We start from the raw sequence: 16500 nt of genomic DNA on the forward strand, positions 1-16500 counted from the left end.
GATCAGCTTCCTACGTCCTGATGGTATCCACGTTCTTTCGGTACCACTCAATCGTGGACGCGATTCCTGAACGCAGGTCGATCTTGGGTTCCCATCCTGCCGCACGTAGCTTGGAGACGTCGAGTAGTTTCCGGGGAGTGCCATCCGGCTTGCTCGTATCCCACTCGATTCGACCGGAGAAGCCGACCTCTTCAGCAACGATCTGCGAGATCTCCTTGATGGTGTGGTCCTCACCCGTGCCCACATTCACCTGGTCGGGACCGTCATAGTGTTCCATCAGGTGCAAGCATGCAGATGCCATGTCGTCGACGTGCAGGAACTCTCGCCGGGGAGATCCCGAGCCCCAGTTCGTCACCGATTCGAGCCCATCGCGTCTGGCCTCGTCGAAGCGCCTGATCAGCGCGGGAAGTACGTGCGACCCTTGGGGCGAGAAGTTGTCTCCGGGGCCATACAAGTTGGTCGGCATAGCCGATATCCACGGTAGGCCGTACTGTCGGCGTACGGCTTGCACGTGCAATATCCCTGCGATCTTGGCAATCGCGTACGCGTCATTGGTGGGCTCCAGATGACCGGTAAGAAGGTATTCCTCCTTGATCGGCTGAGGCGCCAACTTGGGGTAGATGCATGACGATCCGAGGAAAAGCAGCCGGTGCGTACCGTGCTCGCGCGCCGCATCCAGCACGTTCACCTGGATCCGCATGTTCTCCGACAAGAAGTCGACCGGGTACGTGCTGTTGGCGAGAATCCCTCCGACCTTCGCAGCGGCCAGCGCAACGTTCACCGGGCGATGCTCGGCGAAGAAACTGAAAACCGCGTCTCGGTCGCGCAGGTCCAGTTCCGAAGACGACCGGCCGATAAGGTTGCGGAAACCCTCCGCCTCCAATCGTCGCCAGATTGCCCCGCCGACAAGCCCTCTATGTCCCGCCACGTAAAACGGAGCGGCGCGATCCAACGGCTGGGGGACAAAGACGTCCGCCATCAGAGAATCTCCCAATCCGGGTGCGCCGGCTTGTCGATCCACGGCCGGCCTTCATGCTCGAGTGCCTGAATGTCTGCGTCCACCATGATGCGAGCAAGTTCGGGGGTATGAACTCTGGCCTTCCATCCGAGCTTCTCCTGTGCCTTCGCCGCATCGCCGATAAGGGCGTCGACTTCGGTCGGACGCAAATAACGCTCGTCGAACTTGACGTGATCCTCCCAGTTCAATCCTGCATGTTCGAAGGCGACCTCCAAGAAGTCGCGTACCGAGTACGCCTCACCGGTCGCAAGGACGAAATCGTCCGGCTCATCAGCTTGCAGCATGCGCCACATGCCCTCTACGTACTCGGGAGCGTATCCCCAGTCACGAACCGCATCCAGATTTCCCATGTAGAGGTTCTTCTCGACACCGGCCTTGATCCGAGCCACAGCACGCGTAATTTTCCGAGTCACAAACGTCTCGCCGCGACGAGGAGATTCATGGTTGAAAAGAATCCCGTTCACAGCGAACATCCCGTACGCTTCACGGTAATTCTTCGTGACCCAGTAAGAGTAGACCTTCGCCGCGCCGTACGGTGACCGCGGATAAAACGGCGTTTCTTCATTCTGAGGAGGAGGAGTAGCACCAAACATCTCAGAACTCGACGCCTGATAGTACTTGCACTCGAGCCCAGCCAGTCGGACCGCTTCGAGCAGCCGAATCGAACCGATGCCAGTCGTATTACCGGTGTGCTCCGGTTCGTCGAAGCTCACCCGAACATGCGACTGGGCTCCAAGGTTGTACACTTCCTCGGGACGAATTTCTGACAACAAGGTCACCAAGCGTGCGCCGTCGCTAAGATCGCCGTAGTGAAGGAACAGACGAGCTTCAGGATCGTGTGGATCCACGTACAAATGATCAATACGCGACGTATTGAAGGTCGAAGATCGGCGTATTAGGCCGTGAACTTCGTAGCCCTTGGAGAGTAACAATTCTGCCAAATAGGAACCATCTTGTCCGGTAATACCGGTGATCAGAGCACGCTTCATGAGATCTCCTTAACACGATTGTCCGCCAGCACGGCTTAGAAATGGCGATTTATGGACCGATCTGTGGGATAAACTCTCGTCGGGCTTTTCCTACGCCCGGGACGATCCTCGGGCTGCAAGCACAGTCTCACAGGAGGCAACATCCGAAGTCACTAACGCTGTTGCACCTATCGTCGAATGATGCCCAATGGTTACTCCACGCAAGACAGTTGCGCGAGCGGCAATCCAAACTTGGTCCTCGATTCGAATCGGGCCATTATCGAATTCGAACGTCGAGGACTTGCGGTCATGACTTCCTGCGCACAGAAGCACGTCTTGCGAGACGCACACGTTGGATCCGATGCTCACAGGCTCAAGGTTTAAAATCCAAACCTGTTCGCCAATCCAAGTGTTGTTTCCGATCGATAGCTTCCATGGCCAATGGATTTTGACCCCGTGCCGAATAAGAACCCCCTCTCCCACGCTTGCACCGAATAAACGCAGAATTAGAACACGAATCTTGTTCGGGCACCACCACCGTGTAAAGACCGCACCGGAAACGCAGAGCCAAGCTATCTGAACAAGAACACTTCTCCCCTTCGCATACCCAGCACCCGAGAACTTTGACAAGTCCCAATCCACACAGTCGTGGGTACCGAAATCAGTCACTCTCATCCTCATTTCAACCCGTTACCGCGCTGACCTACTTGACTTAGACTCCTTTGATGCAAGCACCTCACCGACCCACTTTTCATATGCTGCGAGGCACGCACTGGCGGAGAGCACTTCGTCCCGATACCGTTTGCCACGGGTCGCTAGATTCGCTGCCTTCACCTTGTCGGCACCGAGAGCTATCGCGGCTTCGATCAGGTCGTGCGGCTTGCCTGGCGCCACAACAACCCCTCCACCAGAATTATGAATTTCCTCCGCGGTCGTGCTCTCTTGTTCAGTAGCAGCAACAACTGGGCGGTCGGACGAAAAATAAGTTGTGAGTTTACTCGGTACAGCCATCTCAGTAACGCCTGGCTTCTCGTTAACCAGCAAGATATCTGCAGCAGCCAGCGCCACAGGGAAGAGTTCGTCAGATACCGGATCGATGAAATGCAAGTTGGGGATCTCAAGACCGCTTTCTTCCAAACGCTGTCGCTGATTCCCGTCGCCAAGCAGGACGAAGTGTAGATTTAGGCCACGCTCCGCAGCGATTCTTGCCGCCTCAACCACATTTTCAAGTCCCTGCTTAGCACCCATATTGCCTGCATGTACAACCAACGTTCCCTTCCAGGCCCAACCAAGCTTATTTCGAGCCGCGACCGGATCAATACTCATCGCCTCACCCACGTGAGCCCAGTTTCTGAGCACATGTACCTTTTTCGGGTCGACCCCCAAGACATCAGTAACATAATCTTTGAAACGGCTGTGGATTACAGACACCGAGTCAGACGTACGGAGTAATCGCGCCTCTAACGCAGAAAGGATCTTCGCTGCCGTACCCGGCGCATTAGTCGTCTCAATCATTCCGCGGGTATAAATATCTTGAACCCAAACGCCAACGCTTAGGTCTTTGCGGGCCATTTTTGCACGAAGTAGGACAAGGCCAGTTGCCACTAACGACGGAGAGATGCAAATCACGGCGTCCGGATTACCCCAATCCGAACAAATCGCACGTAGCCCAAAAGATAATTCCATTCTCAGTCGTCCCAGTAGGGAGGGAGGCGACGGGACGTAGTGTTTCACGCGCGTCAACCCGACACCGCCAATTTCTTGACGCGTTGGCAGGGCTTGATGCTCGGGCGAGACCGACCAAGACGGGTAGTGGGGATACCCGGTAATAACCTTGACCTCATAATTGAGGCCTTGCATATGCTCGCAGAACTTGGTCGTATATGGCGCGATACCCGTCATCTCTGGAGCGTAATTTAAGCCAATGATAGTTAGTTTCTTCCTAGCGCTCAACGAACTTCTCCATTTCGAGATGAGGCACTCCCGCGCCCAGATTCTTCCGGAATTTCTGCTTTAAATGACGCTGTGCAGAATAAAAGAACAGCGACCAGGACCGCGAGTCGTGACATCGACTGGAGCAATGAGCCGCGCAGGATTAGGACAACATATACAGAAAGCGGTACCAATATGAACGTCCAACCACTGATGGTTCCTAGCACTGCCCGTTGCACAGCGTCGACACGCGAAAGTCTCCCACACAGGTATCCAAAAACTCCGAAAATCCCAACGACTGCGACGAGACCGAACGCTATGTAACTCTCAGCCCATAGTGGTGCAGAGAGATTCTCGTGATGATAGTTCACGAACTGGGCAAGACTTGACCCCGTATCAATCGGCTTGTCCGGCCACACCATGCGCGGAACCCAAAAAAAGAAAGCCCCAACAAAGTTGTCCCCAAAAGAATAACCGTAAACATCCGCGTATTTAATTGAGTTTCCGATTTGCACCATCGAGTCGTAGTCGGACTTTTCCAGGATCATCTGTATAACACCGCGATTTTCTCGCGAGCCGTCTGAATACCTGAAGGCGTCCAGATAGGGAAACAACACGATGCTTCCTAATACAAACCCGCCAATAATTGCGCGAACCCCAGCTGCCGACCGCGCCCAGGGGAAAACAAACAGGACGCTGAGGCAAACTACCAGGAACCAAAATCGCGAGGATGAAATAGGATTGTTGAGCGCAATATTGCAGCATACTACAACGAAATAAAGCGCAACAAAATCCACCTTCCTTCGCAATTCGCGACGATTCACAAGTATCATCGTCATCGCGTAGAGAGCAACAAAAGGAAGAACCGAGGCCACGGCGGTCACGATCGCGCCGGATGCCTTTGAGCTTGCTGAGTACAATCCTGAGTCCAGTAGGACTTCAGTGCGTGCCTGCCGACTCGTGAAGAGCACGTCAAACCCACCCAGAGCCTGGACAAAAACGGGCGTCGATGCGACTGCGATCAATGCCAGGATTACCACACGACGCGTGTCCAGCAGTCGAAACGCCTTCGTGGAACCCTTCGCTCTAGCCGGCTTCTCTCGAAAACGGACATGATATACCACATCGAAAGCGACTAACCCAACTAAAACGACGACCGACTGCAATGCGTAGGTCGAATTGTCTAGCTGCACCCCCAGTGGATTCTGCCGCGCGAGGTACTGAACCATTGGGGTCAAGCCGAGCCAGGTATACGCGTACCCGAACACGACGATCAAGAACCAAGCTGGCTTTCCTGCTGCGGCAAAACTAGCCAGACGCAGGGCCGTGTACACAATGACGCTGAGCTGTACGAGGAGAACGCCCCAATCCATAGCTGGTCCGCTGGCGACCGACATAGCCAGACCTAGAGGCAGCACCACCCCAAGAACGCCGAAGAACAACGCTCCCGTAAGAAAATACCCGTGGCTCGCAGCGCCCTTACTCCTGCGGTGGGTGCGACCAAGCTCAGTTGTCGCCACCACTCACCCCATCGTCCGTTGATTCGCCTTCTGCCATGCGTACTGCCGCGCAATACCGTCCGCGATTGCAACCTGAGGTTCCCACCCAAGCCGCTCACGTGCGTTGGTGCTGTCCCCACCTGTGCGTCGGACGTCGCCAGCCTGCTGTGCTACACGCTCAACTTTCAGTGGCTCACCGTGGACACGCTCTAGAATCTCCAGGACTTCATTGACCGTTGCGTGTGACCCGCCCGAAAGGTTATATATGGCGCCATTACCTCCGGTTTGGCCGGCTCGGATATTCGCCTCGACAATGTCCGAAACATAGGTGAAATCGCGAATTTGTTCACCGTCACCATAGACAGTAATCGTGTCACCATGTATGGCCGCATTGATAAATCGCGTGAACGCCATATCTGGGCGTTGTTTCGGGCCGTACACAGTGAAGTATCGCAGAGAGACGCTGTTAAGGCCGAAATTTTCGGCGTACAGTGTCACCAGGTGCTCTGCCGCAAGTTTAGTAACCCCATAGGGCGAGAATGGCTTGGGCACTGCGGTCTCTGTGCAGGGCCATGAATCGGCGTTCCCGTACACGCTAGAACTCGAAGCATATACAAATTTTGTTCCCGGTTTGTCCTCTATGCATTCGAGCAACTTTTGGGTTGCAAGTACGTTGCGCTCGACGTAGTCGTCGAACCCATCGCTCCAGGAACCTCGCACACCAGGCTGACCTGCCTGATGGTAGATTACGGAACAATCGTTGACCGCTTGATGCAATTCAGTCGACATCGCCAGAATATCTTCATTTAGATACTCGAATCTGGAGAATTCTTGCAGTGCAGCGAGATTCATTTGCTTGTTCTCAACCGGGTAGTAATCAGTCAAACTATCGACTCCGACGACTGATAAACCACTTCTCAGCAGCGTCTCGGCAAGCGTCGAGCCAATGAAACCTGCAACACCCGTGATCAAGTGCTTCGTCATCCTGCGACTCCTCCGTAAATGTTCGCGAGTTCAGTTGCGACACCAGACATGGTGAACTTGTCTTCAGCTAATTTCAAACCAGCTTTCCTCAGATGCTCTCTTTCAAGGGGATTCTCCATCATCTCGATAATTCCGCGAGTGAGACCATCGACACCCGGTTCAACCACAATGCCGGCCTTGTAATCCTCGATATAGGGGGCGAGACCGCAACTATTAGTTAAAATGACAGGCACGCCGGACGCGAGACTCTCCAGAACGATATTGGGAAAGGGTTCATTCACGGACGGAAGGACCATCGTGTGATATTCGCGCAGTGTCGACCTCACCTCAGAGTACTTCAGAGCTCCCTTGTAACTTACGTGCGAGACAAGGGATCGATTATTTATCTCTTCGGTGACTTCTGCTAGCGCACCTTCATCTGGCCCGTAGATATCGAGGTAAACGTTGCTACCCTGTTCGTTCACCTTCTCCACCGCCTTGACCAAGTCAATTAGCCGTTTACGAGGGTGAATCCTGGAAATAAAGGCCAACCGAAACTCATTCGAAGATGGCAAGGAAAGACTGTCTGCCAACTCGCCGATATTCTCGACGCCATTCACAACATGGACGAGCCCCCCCTCGCGACCAACAGCTTCGAGGTCCCGCCGCTCGTAGTCGGTGAGGTACAGGAGTTGGGACGCCCCGCGCAAGGCGGGGGTGGTCAAGACAAGGTCGTACAGCTTGTACACCAGTCGATTTCGGGGAGCAAGCATGCCGTGCGTTTGCCAGACGTACTGGATTTTCAGCGTACGCATCAAGAGCATGGACAGGAGGATCCATAAATCACGACCCGCATGAACGTGGACAACGTCGACAGACTTGCGGTTACGCGCGATCCATCGAAGCGGTGCGAGGCTGAGGGCGGTTGCGAATCGGTGACCTGGAAGCCTCTTGAATTTATAAAGAGTTGCCGGAACTCCGAGGACCTCATCGGGAGTGTCGCCCGCGCCTCTCCAGAGACCAAGTATTTGACATTCATGCCCCTTCTCCGTTAGAGCATGACTTTGGCGAGCGGTACCCCTTACAGGGCCGCCGAATGCTGAGTCGTCACTTACAAGGGGAACTATGTGGAGCACTTTCATAATCAGCCCTTCACGTCAGATGAGGATAATTTATAGCTGGCTTGATCAAATCCTTTAAACGTCCGCATTAGTAGCACAAGCGCGACCGCGCAAGAGGAAAAGGCAAGCTCACACGCTAATGCTACTTCGGGATTGGATCCACCGATAGCAAGTAGAACGAGTAGTATGAACCCTCCAGTACCTCCAACGTAAACCCAAGAACTCGCATTGAGTACATGCGCTACGGAAGCTTGAGTTGATACTACGATTCCGAGAATTAAAATGATGGCCCACACTGTAAGCATTTGAGTTTTCGACTGTAGTAATGTCACGGAAATCCCTGCCAAACCCGCGAATACGATTACAGAAATCGCAAATATGCGTACGCGTACGCTGGTGCAGAGCATCGCGACGCGGTCGCGTCGGCTATATATCTCATTTACTACAAGGAAGCCAAGAAGCGCCTGCACAGTAGCGTAGGCGATCAAAAAATAGTGCCAACCGGTGAATTCATCCGCCGACGCCATTCCGCGTACAATATTGACGTCGTTACGATAGATTACGCCAGTAATGCATCCGAGCACCAACGGATAAATCGACGAAGATCGAGTTCCGACTGAGCTGTTTGATAAAATGAAAATTATCCATGCAACAGGAATCGAATATGCCAGATAATCTGGCACTAAGAAGGAACATGTCAGTACGACCCCCAGCCACACCAGGTTACGCTTTAGGATGAATCCTTGATATCTGACGGGGTTCCCAGCATCTAAGAAGGAGGTTGCGCAGCCGCCTATATAAGCACCGACCGCAAGTCCTGCGATGCCGATCATCGCCATCCCGGAAAGGGAGACCGAAACATGCGCAAATTCGACCGAGAATAGCGCGCCAAGAAATAATATGGGTGTGGTGAGCAACGCGATGGAAGGTCCACTGAGACGAACAGTGCTGCGCGTTTGCACGGCCGCAGCCTGGCCGGCCTGGAGACTTACCAGTGCAATCGAAAGAGCGAGAACATGCTTGGCGGGAACACCCAGTAGCGGCGGCACTGCAAGGATCGCCATAGCAGCCAGCATGTTGCTTCCTGCGACTGCGGCAGCCTTAACTCGGGCGTTGGATAGAAAGCGAGTTACCATCACTCACCTACGCCCGAAGCTTTGGGAAATCGACGTTAATTACGCTGTTCGCTGGAACTCGAGCACCTGTGTGCACAACGATGTCTCCGACGATGACCGCGCCGGCAAACAGACGAACATCATCTTTGATGGTGGGATACTTACCTGAACCATCTCGACCAAGCGTCACGTTTTGAAAAATGGATACGTTTGCTCCAATACGAGATCCGCTACCGATCACGATCCCAATCGGATGCGGAATGTAGATCGGTCCGACGATTTCAGCTCCTGAGGAAACATCGCACGCGTACCTCCGCAGAAGAAACTTTCTCCAGAAGAGATGCCTGACCCCCGTAGTCTCGGCACATCGTCGGAATATGAACGCAGCTTGAAGAGAAGGAGAAATGAGCCACCTTACAGGCCAGAGGCTGCTGAGAGTCCTCCCGCTTTCCCTCATCAGAAGTGCACTATCGTCACGTGCAATTTTCCACAGGCGTCTCATATCAACTTCCTCAATCAGCGCAAATGCATCGCGTAGTACCGCGGGATGGTTACCGGCCAAGTCCGCGGTAATTCCAGCCCGCAGATCGCCACAACTCGGGATCGAGGCAATTTCTGCCGTCAATAATATTCTTTCCTCTTACAATTTTTTCGATCTGTGCAGGTTTGAGTTCTCGGAACTCCTTCCACTCCGTGAGAACTAGAACAGCGTCCGCACCTTGGCACGCCTCGCTCGCACTTGTTGAATAACCCAAGGTGGGGAAGATCTTCCGCGAGTTATCCATTGCTTTCGGGTCATATACGTTAACGGAGGAACCGTGCAATTGGATTTGCCCGGCGATATTGAGTGCTGGAGAGTCCCGTACGTCGTCAGAGTTCGGCTTGAAGGCGGCGCCCAGGACTGCGATCCTCGTTCCTAGTAATGAACCCCCAACGACATTGCGCGCAAGTTCGACCATTCTTGTTCGTCGCCGCATGTTGATGTTGTCGACTTCTCGCAGAAAGGTGAGTGCTTCATCTGCTCCGATCTCTCCAGCGCGCGCCATGAATGCCCGGATATCCTTCGGCAAGCAACCGCCGCCAAAGCCGACACCGGCGTTCAGGAAACGCCGGCCGATGCGCGCATCGTGACCGATTGCGTCGGCCAGGGTGGTGACGTCCGCACCAGCAGCTTCACAGACTTCAGCCATCGCATTGATGAATGAGATCTTGGTCGCGAGAAACGCATTTGCCGCGGTCTTGACCAGTTCCGCCGTGGCAAGATCGGTCACGATAAACGGGATGTTCTCGTCGAGGAGATCGGCGTACACCTCTCGGGCGACCTGCTCCGCGCGCCTGGGGCTCGTTTTATCTATTCCAAGGACGACTCGATCAGGATGGAGAGTGTCTTTTACGGCATAGCCTTCTCGCAAAAATTCTGGGTTCCAAGCAACCTCCACTTGGTCGCCAGCTGGTGCCAGTTCCCTCGCGCGCTCTCCCAGGATTTGGGCTGTTCCGACGGGAACTGTGGACTTTCCAAAAATAACGGAAGGCTTGTTCAACAACGGAGCGAGTGACTCGATAACGGAGTGTACGTATGTGAGGTCAGCGGCAAACTCGCCCTTCTTTTGTGGCGTGCCCACGCCGATGAAATGCACGTCCGCAAATTGCGCCGCCTCTTCATACGATGCAGTGAAGCGCAAACGCCCGTTATCGACGTTCTTTTTCAAGACTTCCTCAAGTCCCGGCTCGTAGAAGGGGACTTCACCGGCTTCCAGCTTCGCGAGTTTTGCTGCATCGACATCGACGCCCAGGACTTCATGACCAAGTTCTGCCATACAGGCGGCGTGGGTCGCGCCGAGGTAACCCGTCCCAAAGACTGCGATTCGGGTGTTCATTTTTCCTATCTCCAACTCTTCTATCGAGGACTGCTTGTTTCCAGAATTTGACATGCTCGGTGTTCTATTCGCGTTGATATGGAAGTACGGTCATTGGCCATACGGTAATAAGTATGCAGTGCTGTTCAGTAGGCGCCGCCGCTGGCGAGGACCGCCTTGACGGTCTTACCGATGATCAACACATCGGACACCATCGACCAGTTCTCCACATACGACAGATCCAGCCGCACCGACTCGTCCCACGACAGATCCGACCGCCCCGACACCTGCCACAGACCCGTCACACCCGGCCGCACCAACAACCGACGCTTGACCCGACCGTCGTAGGCCTCCACCTCACGCCGCAACGGCGGACGCGGACCCACCACACTCATCTCCCCACGAATCACGTTGAGGAACTGCGGCAACTCGTCGATGCTGAACCGCCGCATCACCCTGCCCACGCGAGTGACCCGCGGATCGTCCTTCATCTTGAACAACGGGCCGGCGCCCTCGTTCTGCTCGAGCAGCCGATCGACCATCTTGTCCGCGTTGGTGACCATCGACCGGAACTTGACCATCCCGAACGGCTCACCGTCGAGACCGATCCGCTCGGCCTTGTAAAAGACCGGACCCCGATCCTCGAGCTTGATGAGCAGTGCGACCACCGCGAACACCGGCGCCAACACCACCAACGCCGCACTCGCGAAGGCGAGATCGAAAATCCGCTTCCCCGACCGCTTCGCCCCGTGATAACTCGGCTTCTCCACATGGATCAGCGGCAGGCCGGCCACCGGACGCATCTCGATCCGCGGACCGGCCACATCGACCACCCCGGTCGCGACCACCAGATCCGTCTCGAGCGGCTCGAGCTGCCACACCAGATCGTGCAACCCCTCGCTGCCCAAGGTCTCGGTCGCGGTGACCACCACCGTGTCGGCCTGCGACAGCTTCAGCGCCTCCACGACGGAATGTTCGTCGCCGTAGATGGTGATCTCCCGGCCGTCGACGTCGATGACGTCGCCGGGGGCCCCCGAGTACCGGGGCACGCAGACACCGACCACGCGGTAACCCTCCCCGTCCTTACGGGCGAAGGTGCGCGTCATATACCGCACCGCCCGCGCACCACCGACCGCCAGCACCGACGTCTGGAACTCGCCGCGAGCACGCTTGCGCGCGATCACCTTCCGCCACAACCACCGCGTGAGCAGCAAACCCGGAAGACCGACCGGCAACGCGATCGCTAAGTATCCACGTGCCAGTTCCAGGCGGAATACGAGTGCGATAATCGCGATGAAGCCGAACAACCGAGCAGTACTCGAAACGACACGTTGATATTCGCTATGACCTGCGCCGATTACACGCCGCGACCGAGTACGGAACAAGGCGAGGGTGATCAGCCAGAGACCGACGAGACCCGCCGAGATCAGCGCGTAACTGAGCTCGGAAACCGGCTCCGTCGTCGATAGGTCGCCCTGCCCGAATCGGACGGTGTGTGCCACAACGACGGCCAGCACGACGACAATTACGTCGGACCAGATCAATCGGCTGATGTAGGACTGCTGCCAGTTTCTACGGTTCGCCGAACCCGGCGGTTGACGCTGTCCACGAATGGAATTGGCGTAGTCCCCCACGAGGGCATCGGGTACGCCGTGACTTGCCTCCCCGACGGCGGTCATAGCCCAACCACCCACATCGTTGTCTCCTCCCCGAGACACCTACTGCTCGCACGAACAAGCAACGCCGGACCCGATCCGCGTACCCTCCCCGGTCGCATGATCTGCCCGTTGCGTGCCCAGCCGGGCGCATTTCCTCCAGTTGTCGCGCATCGCGTCGATGCGAAAACGCTCGTTGAGACTGTAACGTTACTTACGAGATCTGGCAGCTTGAACAGTCGTCCAGATGGAACCTTCTCTTTGAATGTGCCGCGCGGTTACATCTGGCGACGCGATCCGCGTTCAGAAGTCCCGCCGAAGGCAATCCTCCCTGCTATCTTGCACTTTCGGTGCACTCTCCGATTCGCGAACCCGCAGGGCGGCCCCTAGACTGCGCTTACCGACCCCCACGTGATGCGGGATTGACGGTCGGAATATTGAAGGTGAGATGTATCTCACCATTGTTCAACGTTTTGATCGTGCATTCGCGGGTATTCCGGCGCGGTCATGCGCTCGACAGGGGAGGCGAGAGTAGAACCATGAAAGAGGAAGCAGGGGTGGGTAAAGCGTTCCGGACGGCCGTGGTTCCGGCGGCGGGGATGGGAACTCGGTTCCTGCCGGCCACAAAGACTGTGCCGAAGGAATTGCTACCGGTAGTTGATACGCCGGGCATTGAACTCGTCGCGACGGAAGCTGCCCATTCGGGAGCTCAACGGCTTCTTATTGTGACAGCCCCCGGAAAGGACGGAGTCGTCGCGCATTTCGTCGACGACTTCGACCTCGAAAAGCACCTCGAAGCGAAGGGCAAGCTCAAGTTGCTCGAAAAGGTGCGGCGTGCGCCCAATCTGCTCACGGTCGAATCCGTTGTCCAGGAGAAGCCACTCGGCCTGGGTCATGCTGTCGGTTGCGCGGAAGCCGCTCTGGAGCCGGGTGAGGACGCGATCGCCGTTCTTCTCCCGGACGATCTCGTGCAACCGAGCGGCATCCTGGAAACGATGGCTCGTGTCCGCGCCAAGCGCGGAGGAAGTGTGCTGTGCGCCATCGACGTTCCGAAGAGCCAGGTGAGCTCATACGGCGTATTCGAGGTCGAGGAAGTACCCAACGTCGCGAATCCGGATGTTCTGCGAGTTCGCGGCATGGTGGAGAAGCCCACTCTTGCAGACGCTCCGTCCACACTTGCCGCCGCCGGCCGCTATCTGCTCGACCGCGAGATCTTCGACGCCCTCCGTCGGATCAAACCTGGCGCGGGTGGGGAACTCCAACTGACCGACGCGATCGCGCTATTGATCGAGGAAGGTCACCCAGTGCATGTCGTCGTGCATCGCGGGACCCGCCACGACTTGGGCAACCCGGGTGGATATCTTCGGGCAGCAATCGACGCCGCTCTCGATAGCGAGGAATACGGGGACGGGCTCCGTAAGTGGCTCCACCGCCGGCTGGAGTTGGACGCCGACTGATCACAGGGTGCGCTCGAACTACCTCGATGGGACTTAGGTCCCTTTCTCGATGTGCCGTATGGCCCTGCTTCTGGTTTAATCCTCAAGTGTGTTGCCTCCCCGCAACATGCCCCTTCCCCTCCCCGGGAATTGGCGGCACCGGGCCCCGCTGGCTCCTCCCCCTGCCAGCGGGGCTCGCTCGACTTCGGGACAGCTCACCCGCGAGCTATCAAGAGCGGTCCGAGACCGCACGATCCAGTTCGCAAGCGTTGACGCCTCCCGGACTCGGTGCCAAGATGATCAACCACGCGCTCGAACGTGCGTGCGAACAACTCAAAACAGATGGCCCGCCGCGACTGGCATCGCGACGGGCCGGATGTCCGACTAATAGGGAGTCGAACATGCGTCAGCATACCCATGCGCAGGTGGCGTCGTGAGCATCGAAGCGATCACCTGGGCGCTCGAACGCGCCGACATTCCGTCCCCCACGCCACCCGGCATGCCCTCGGCGCCAGCGCTGACAGTGGTGCTACTCGGCCTGGCCAATCATGCGTCCCGACATGGCGCGGATGCGTATCCGTCCGTGCGAAAGCTCGCCGGGTACGCCCGCATCAGCGAACGCCAGGTGCAGCGCTGCCTGAAAGCGCTCGCCGCTCTCGGCCTCATTTCCAAAGGCGATCAAGAGCGAATTGCAGCGACAATCTCTCGCGAAGACCGTCGCCCAGTCCTCTACAACCTGTCGATGAAGCGGGGTGACACGTCGTCACCCCGCATCCCTGAACGAGGTGACAAGACGAAGCGCCACGGGGTGACAGGAACAACCGAGCGGGGTGACACCCCGGTCACCCGAACCGTCCTTGAACCAACAAATGAACCTGCTGCACTCCCCCACCCGACAAATCGCACCTGCGATGTAACACGCGAGCAGCAGCCCTCTCCCATCGACCGATTGGCCACGGCGTGCCGCCGGGCCGGCTTGCCTGCCCGGTTCGACACCCTGACACCAGCGAAGCGCACCCTCGTCAAGCAATCGATCGACACTCACGGCGTAGATGCTCTTGTCCGCGCCGCGCTCGAACGTCATCGACCATGGGACCCAGCTCGCTCCGCAGCAGCATGGATCCCGATCTGGCAGTCGCTGCAACCGCCCCGCCCGAAACTCCCGCCACGATGCGGTCGATGCGACGAATATGGCTGGTTGTCCGACGACGAATTCGGACGTGCAGTGCGATGCCCATGCCGCCAAGTGACGTCGCACAGGATTGCCACTCCGCCCCGGGAGACGATGCTCTTGGCAGCATGAGCAGACTTGCCGCTGTCGGTAGTGCGCTGACGCCGTAGTTGCCCTCATAGCAACACATTCCGATCCGTGAAAGGTAATACGAGCGATACGACGACGTCGCGAATCAGACATCGCCGATTCCTTCTCTCGGTACCATGAGCCCGTATTTCGTGGAAACGAGCGGCGGCATGCCGCGGAGGACGTGAGGCAACTGGCACCCGAAGAAATCGAACATCGTCCGATAGCAGTGTGCGTAGTCGGGACCGGCGCGATCGGGCAGCCGGTGATCGACGCTCTGCGCGACGACGTGGTGCCGCATGTGAGCCTCGCGGCTGTGTTGAACTCGCGAAGCAGCCCGGAGAAGACTTCCGCCGCATTCGACACCGCCGACATCGTGGTGGAAGCTGCTACGGTCGACGCCGCTCGAGCCCTGATACCCGAGGTGGTGAAACGCGGTAAGGACATCATCGTCTGCTCATGCGGCGTCTTCGCCGAGCGCGGTTTCGATGTGGAACCGTTCGGCTCCGGACCAGGACGTGTACTGCTCCCGACGGGCGCTATCGGCGGCTTCGATGTTCTGGCCGCAGCGACACGTGCAGGAAGCCGCGATGCACGCCTCACCCACACCACGATCAAACGACCGGGTGCGCTCGGCATCGAAGAACGTCCGGACGCAGAACGCACCGTTTTCCGAGGATCGGCGCGAGAAGCCGCCCTGGCCTTTCCGCGAACCTCGAACTCGTCGGTGGCTCTCGCCCTCGCGACGCTCGGGCTCGACCGGGTAGAGGTGGTGGTCGTTGCCGACCCCGCCGCTGCGAGCACGCGGCACGTCGTCGAGTGGGAGTCGCCGCTCGGCCGGTACGAGCTGACGTTCGAGAACGCGATCGACCCGGCGTCGAGTGGGCGCACGTCTGCGATCACTGCTTGGTCGGTAATCGAGGTTCTCGCTGCGCTACCGCTCGGGATCGGTCCGGGCGCGGTCGTGATCGGGCCTTCCCGTAGGTCGTAGCCGACCCAAGAGGATCCGAACACCCAACGAGGGCGATTGTCGCTTTCGCGTGTTTGGAGCAGAATTTCGGGACGAAAGCCCTAAGCGCCCGGGCGGAATCGTAACCACTTCTGTCACATTCGGGTTTCCTGATGGTTGCCTGGGTAGCGGCGCGTGAACGGGTGCTGTACACAGTGTGAAACACCACATTTCGCAGGTGAAGGTGTAACTCCCTACCGGGAGTGGCAATTCGGTTTCACCTGACCTACTCGCACCCTGGAGCAGCCTGTGACGACATCATCGCTTTCGGACCGACCGGCACGGGTACTTTTCCTCGGCACTCCCTCAAACGCTGTCGCACTCGACCGGTGGACAGAGTTGCGGGAGCGCCTCGACCTCGCAGGCATCGAGACCACCACCGCTTTCGAAGGCGAAGTGGACTACGCGATCCTCACCGAGGACATCCTCGACGGCTACTGCACCGCCGTCGAAGCTCTCATTCTTCAGAAGCTCCGTGCTCGTGGGATCACATGCGCAAGCACATGCGCCGGCCCCGAGCAGATCCTCGCAGCGCTGGCGGAAACGTCGGCCGACGTTGCTTCTGTCGTGCCGATCTCGACAGCCCGGGGAAGCACTTACCGGCACGCTGCATCCAGCGCAGTCTGAA

The 16500-nt window shown here is 57.2% G+C and carries 14 protein-coding genes; 4 read left to right on the forward strand and 10 right to left on the reverse strand.

The features are described 5' to 3' along the window. Window positions 1–10: 10 nt before the first annotated feature. The 10 genes from LPH33_RS20200 to LPH33_RS20245 all read right to left on the reverse strand — a co-directional run bounded on the left by LPH33_RS20200 (window position 11) and on the right by LPH33_RS20245 (window position 12166). Window positions 11–979, reverse strand: coding sequence for a GDP-L-fucose synthase family protein (locus LPH33_RS20200; RefSeq protein WP_229565655.1), 969 nt, complete (start codon window positions 977–979; stop codon window positions 11–13). Then, window positions 979–2007, reverse strand: coding sequence for a GDP-mannose 4,6-dehydratase (gmd, locus tag LPH33_RS20205; RefSeq protein ID WP_229565657.1), 1029 nt, complete (start codon window positions 2005–2007; stop codon window positions 979–981). The genes LPH33_RS20200 and gmd overlap by 1 nt, the downstream gene beginning before the upstream one ends. Window positions 2008–2097: 90 nt before the next feature. Further along, entirely contained in the window at window positions 2098–2667 is a 570-nt protein-coding gene (locus LPH33_RS20210; protein WP_324256221.1) for a DapH/DapD/GlmU-related protein, read from the reverse strand. Between the two features lie 9 nt (window positions 2668–2676). Beyond that, the gene (locus LPH33_RS20215) at window positions 2677–3939 is read right to left on the reverse strand and encodes a glycosyltransferase (protein ID WP_229565660.1); all 1263 of its coding nucleotides are present in this window, start codon (window positions 3937–3939) and stop codon (window positions 2677–2679) included. Continuing rightward, window positions 3936–5438 (reverse strand): O-antigen polymerase, encoded by a 1503-nt coding sequence (locus tag LPH33_RS20220; protein ID WP_229565661.1) that lies wholly within the window; start codon window positions 5436–5438, stop codon window positions 3936–3938. The genes LPH33_RS20215 and LPH33_RS20220 overlap by 4 nt, the downstream gene beginning before the upstream one ends. A gap of 3 nt (window positions 5439–5441) precedes the next feature. Then, window positions 5442–6401 (reverse strand): GDP-mannose 4,6-dehydratase, encoded by a 960-nt coding sequence (locus LPH33_RS20225; RefSeq protein WP_229565663.1) that lies wholly within the window; start codon window positions 6399–6401, stop codon window positions 5442–5444. Further along, on the reverse strand, window positions 6398–7522 hold the full coding sequence (locus tag LPH33_RS20230; protein ID WP_229565664.1) for a glycosyltransferase: 1125 nt from the start codon (window positions 7520–7522) through the stop codon (window positions 6398–6400). The genes LPH33_RS20225 and LPH33_RS20230 overlap by 4 nt, the downstream gene beginning before the upstream one ends. Window positions 7523–7524: 2 nt before the next feature. Further along, window positions 7525–8577 carry a hypothetical protein gene (locus LPH33_RS20235; protein ID WP_229565666.1) on the reverse strand — a complete coding sequence of 351 codons (1053 nt, stop codon included), beginning with the start codon at window positions 8575–8577 and terminating at the stop codon, window positions 7525–7527. Window positions 8578–9167: 590 nt separating this feature from the next. Further along, entirely contained in the window at window positions 9168–10493 is a 1326-nt protein-coding gene (locus LPH33_RS20240) for a UDP-glucose dehydrogenase family protein (protein WP_229568421.1), read from the reverse strand. Between the two features lie 125 nt (window positions 10494–10618). Beyond that, window positions 10619–12166 carry a sugar transferase gene (locus LPH33_RS20245; protein WP_229565668.1) on the reverse strand — a complete coding sequence of 516 codons (1548 nt, stop codon included), beginning with the start codon at window positions 12164–12166 and terminating at the stop codon, window positions 10619–10621. Between the two features lie 500 nt (window positions 12167–12666). Between LPH33_RS20245 and LPH33_RS20250 the strand changes: the two genes are divergently transcribed. The 4 genes from LPH33_RS20250 (at window position 12667) to LPH33_RS20265 (ending at window position 16499) form a co-directional block, all read left to right on the forward strand. After that, window positions 12667–13584, forward strand: a complete 918-nt coding sequence (locus tag LPH33_RS20250) for a UTP--glucose-1-phosphate uridylyltransferase (protein ID WP_229565670.1) — start codon at window positions 12667–12669, stop codon at window positions 13582–13584. Window positions 13585–13996: 412 nt separating this feature from the next. After that, window positions 13997–14866, forward strand: a complete 870-nt coding sequence (locus LPH33_RS20255) for a helix-turn-helix domain-containing protein (RefSeq protein WP_229565671.1) — start codon at window positions 13997–13999, stop codon at window positions 14864–14866. 226 nt (window positions 14867–15092) lie between these two features. After that, window positions 15093–15854, forward strand: coding sequence for an aspartate dehydrogenase domain-containing protein (locus LPH33_RS20260; RefSeq protein WP_229565673.1), 762 nt, complete (start codon window positions 15093–15095; stop codon window positions 15852–15854). Window positions 15855–16121: 267 nt separating this feature from the next. Then, the gene (locus tag LPH33_RS20265) at window positions 16122–16499 is read left to right on the forward strand and encodes a hypothetical protein (RefSeq protein WP_229565675.1); all 378 of its coding nucleotides are present in this window, start codon (window positions 16122–16124) and stop codon (window positions 16497–16499) included. Window position 16500 lies beyond the last annotated feature (1 nt).

This window comes from Rhodococcus sp. RDE2 (genome assembly GCF_020885655.1).
Lineage (GTDB): Bacteria > Actinomycetota > Actinomycetes > Mycobacteriales > Mycobacteriaceae > Rhodococcus > Rhodococcus pyridinivorans.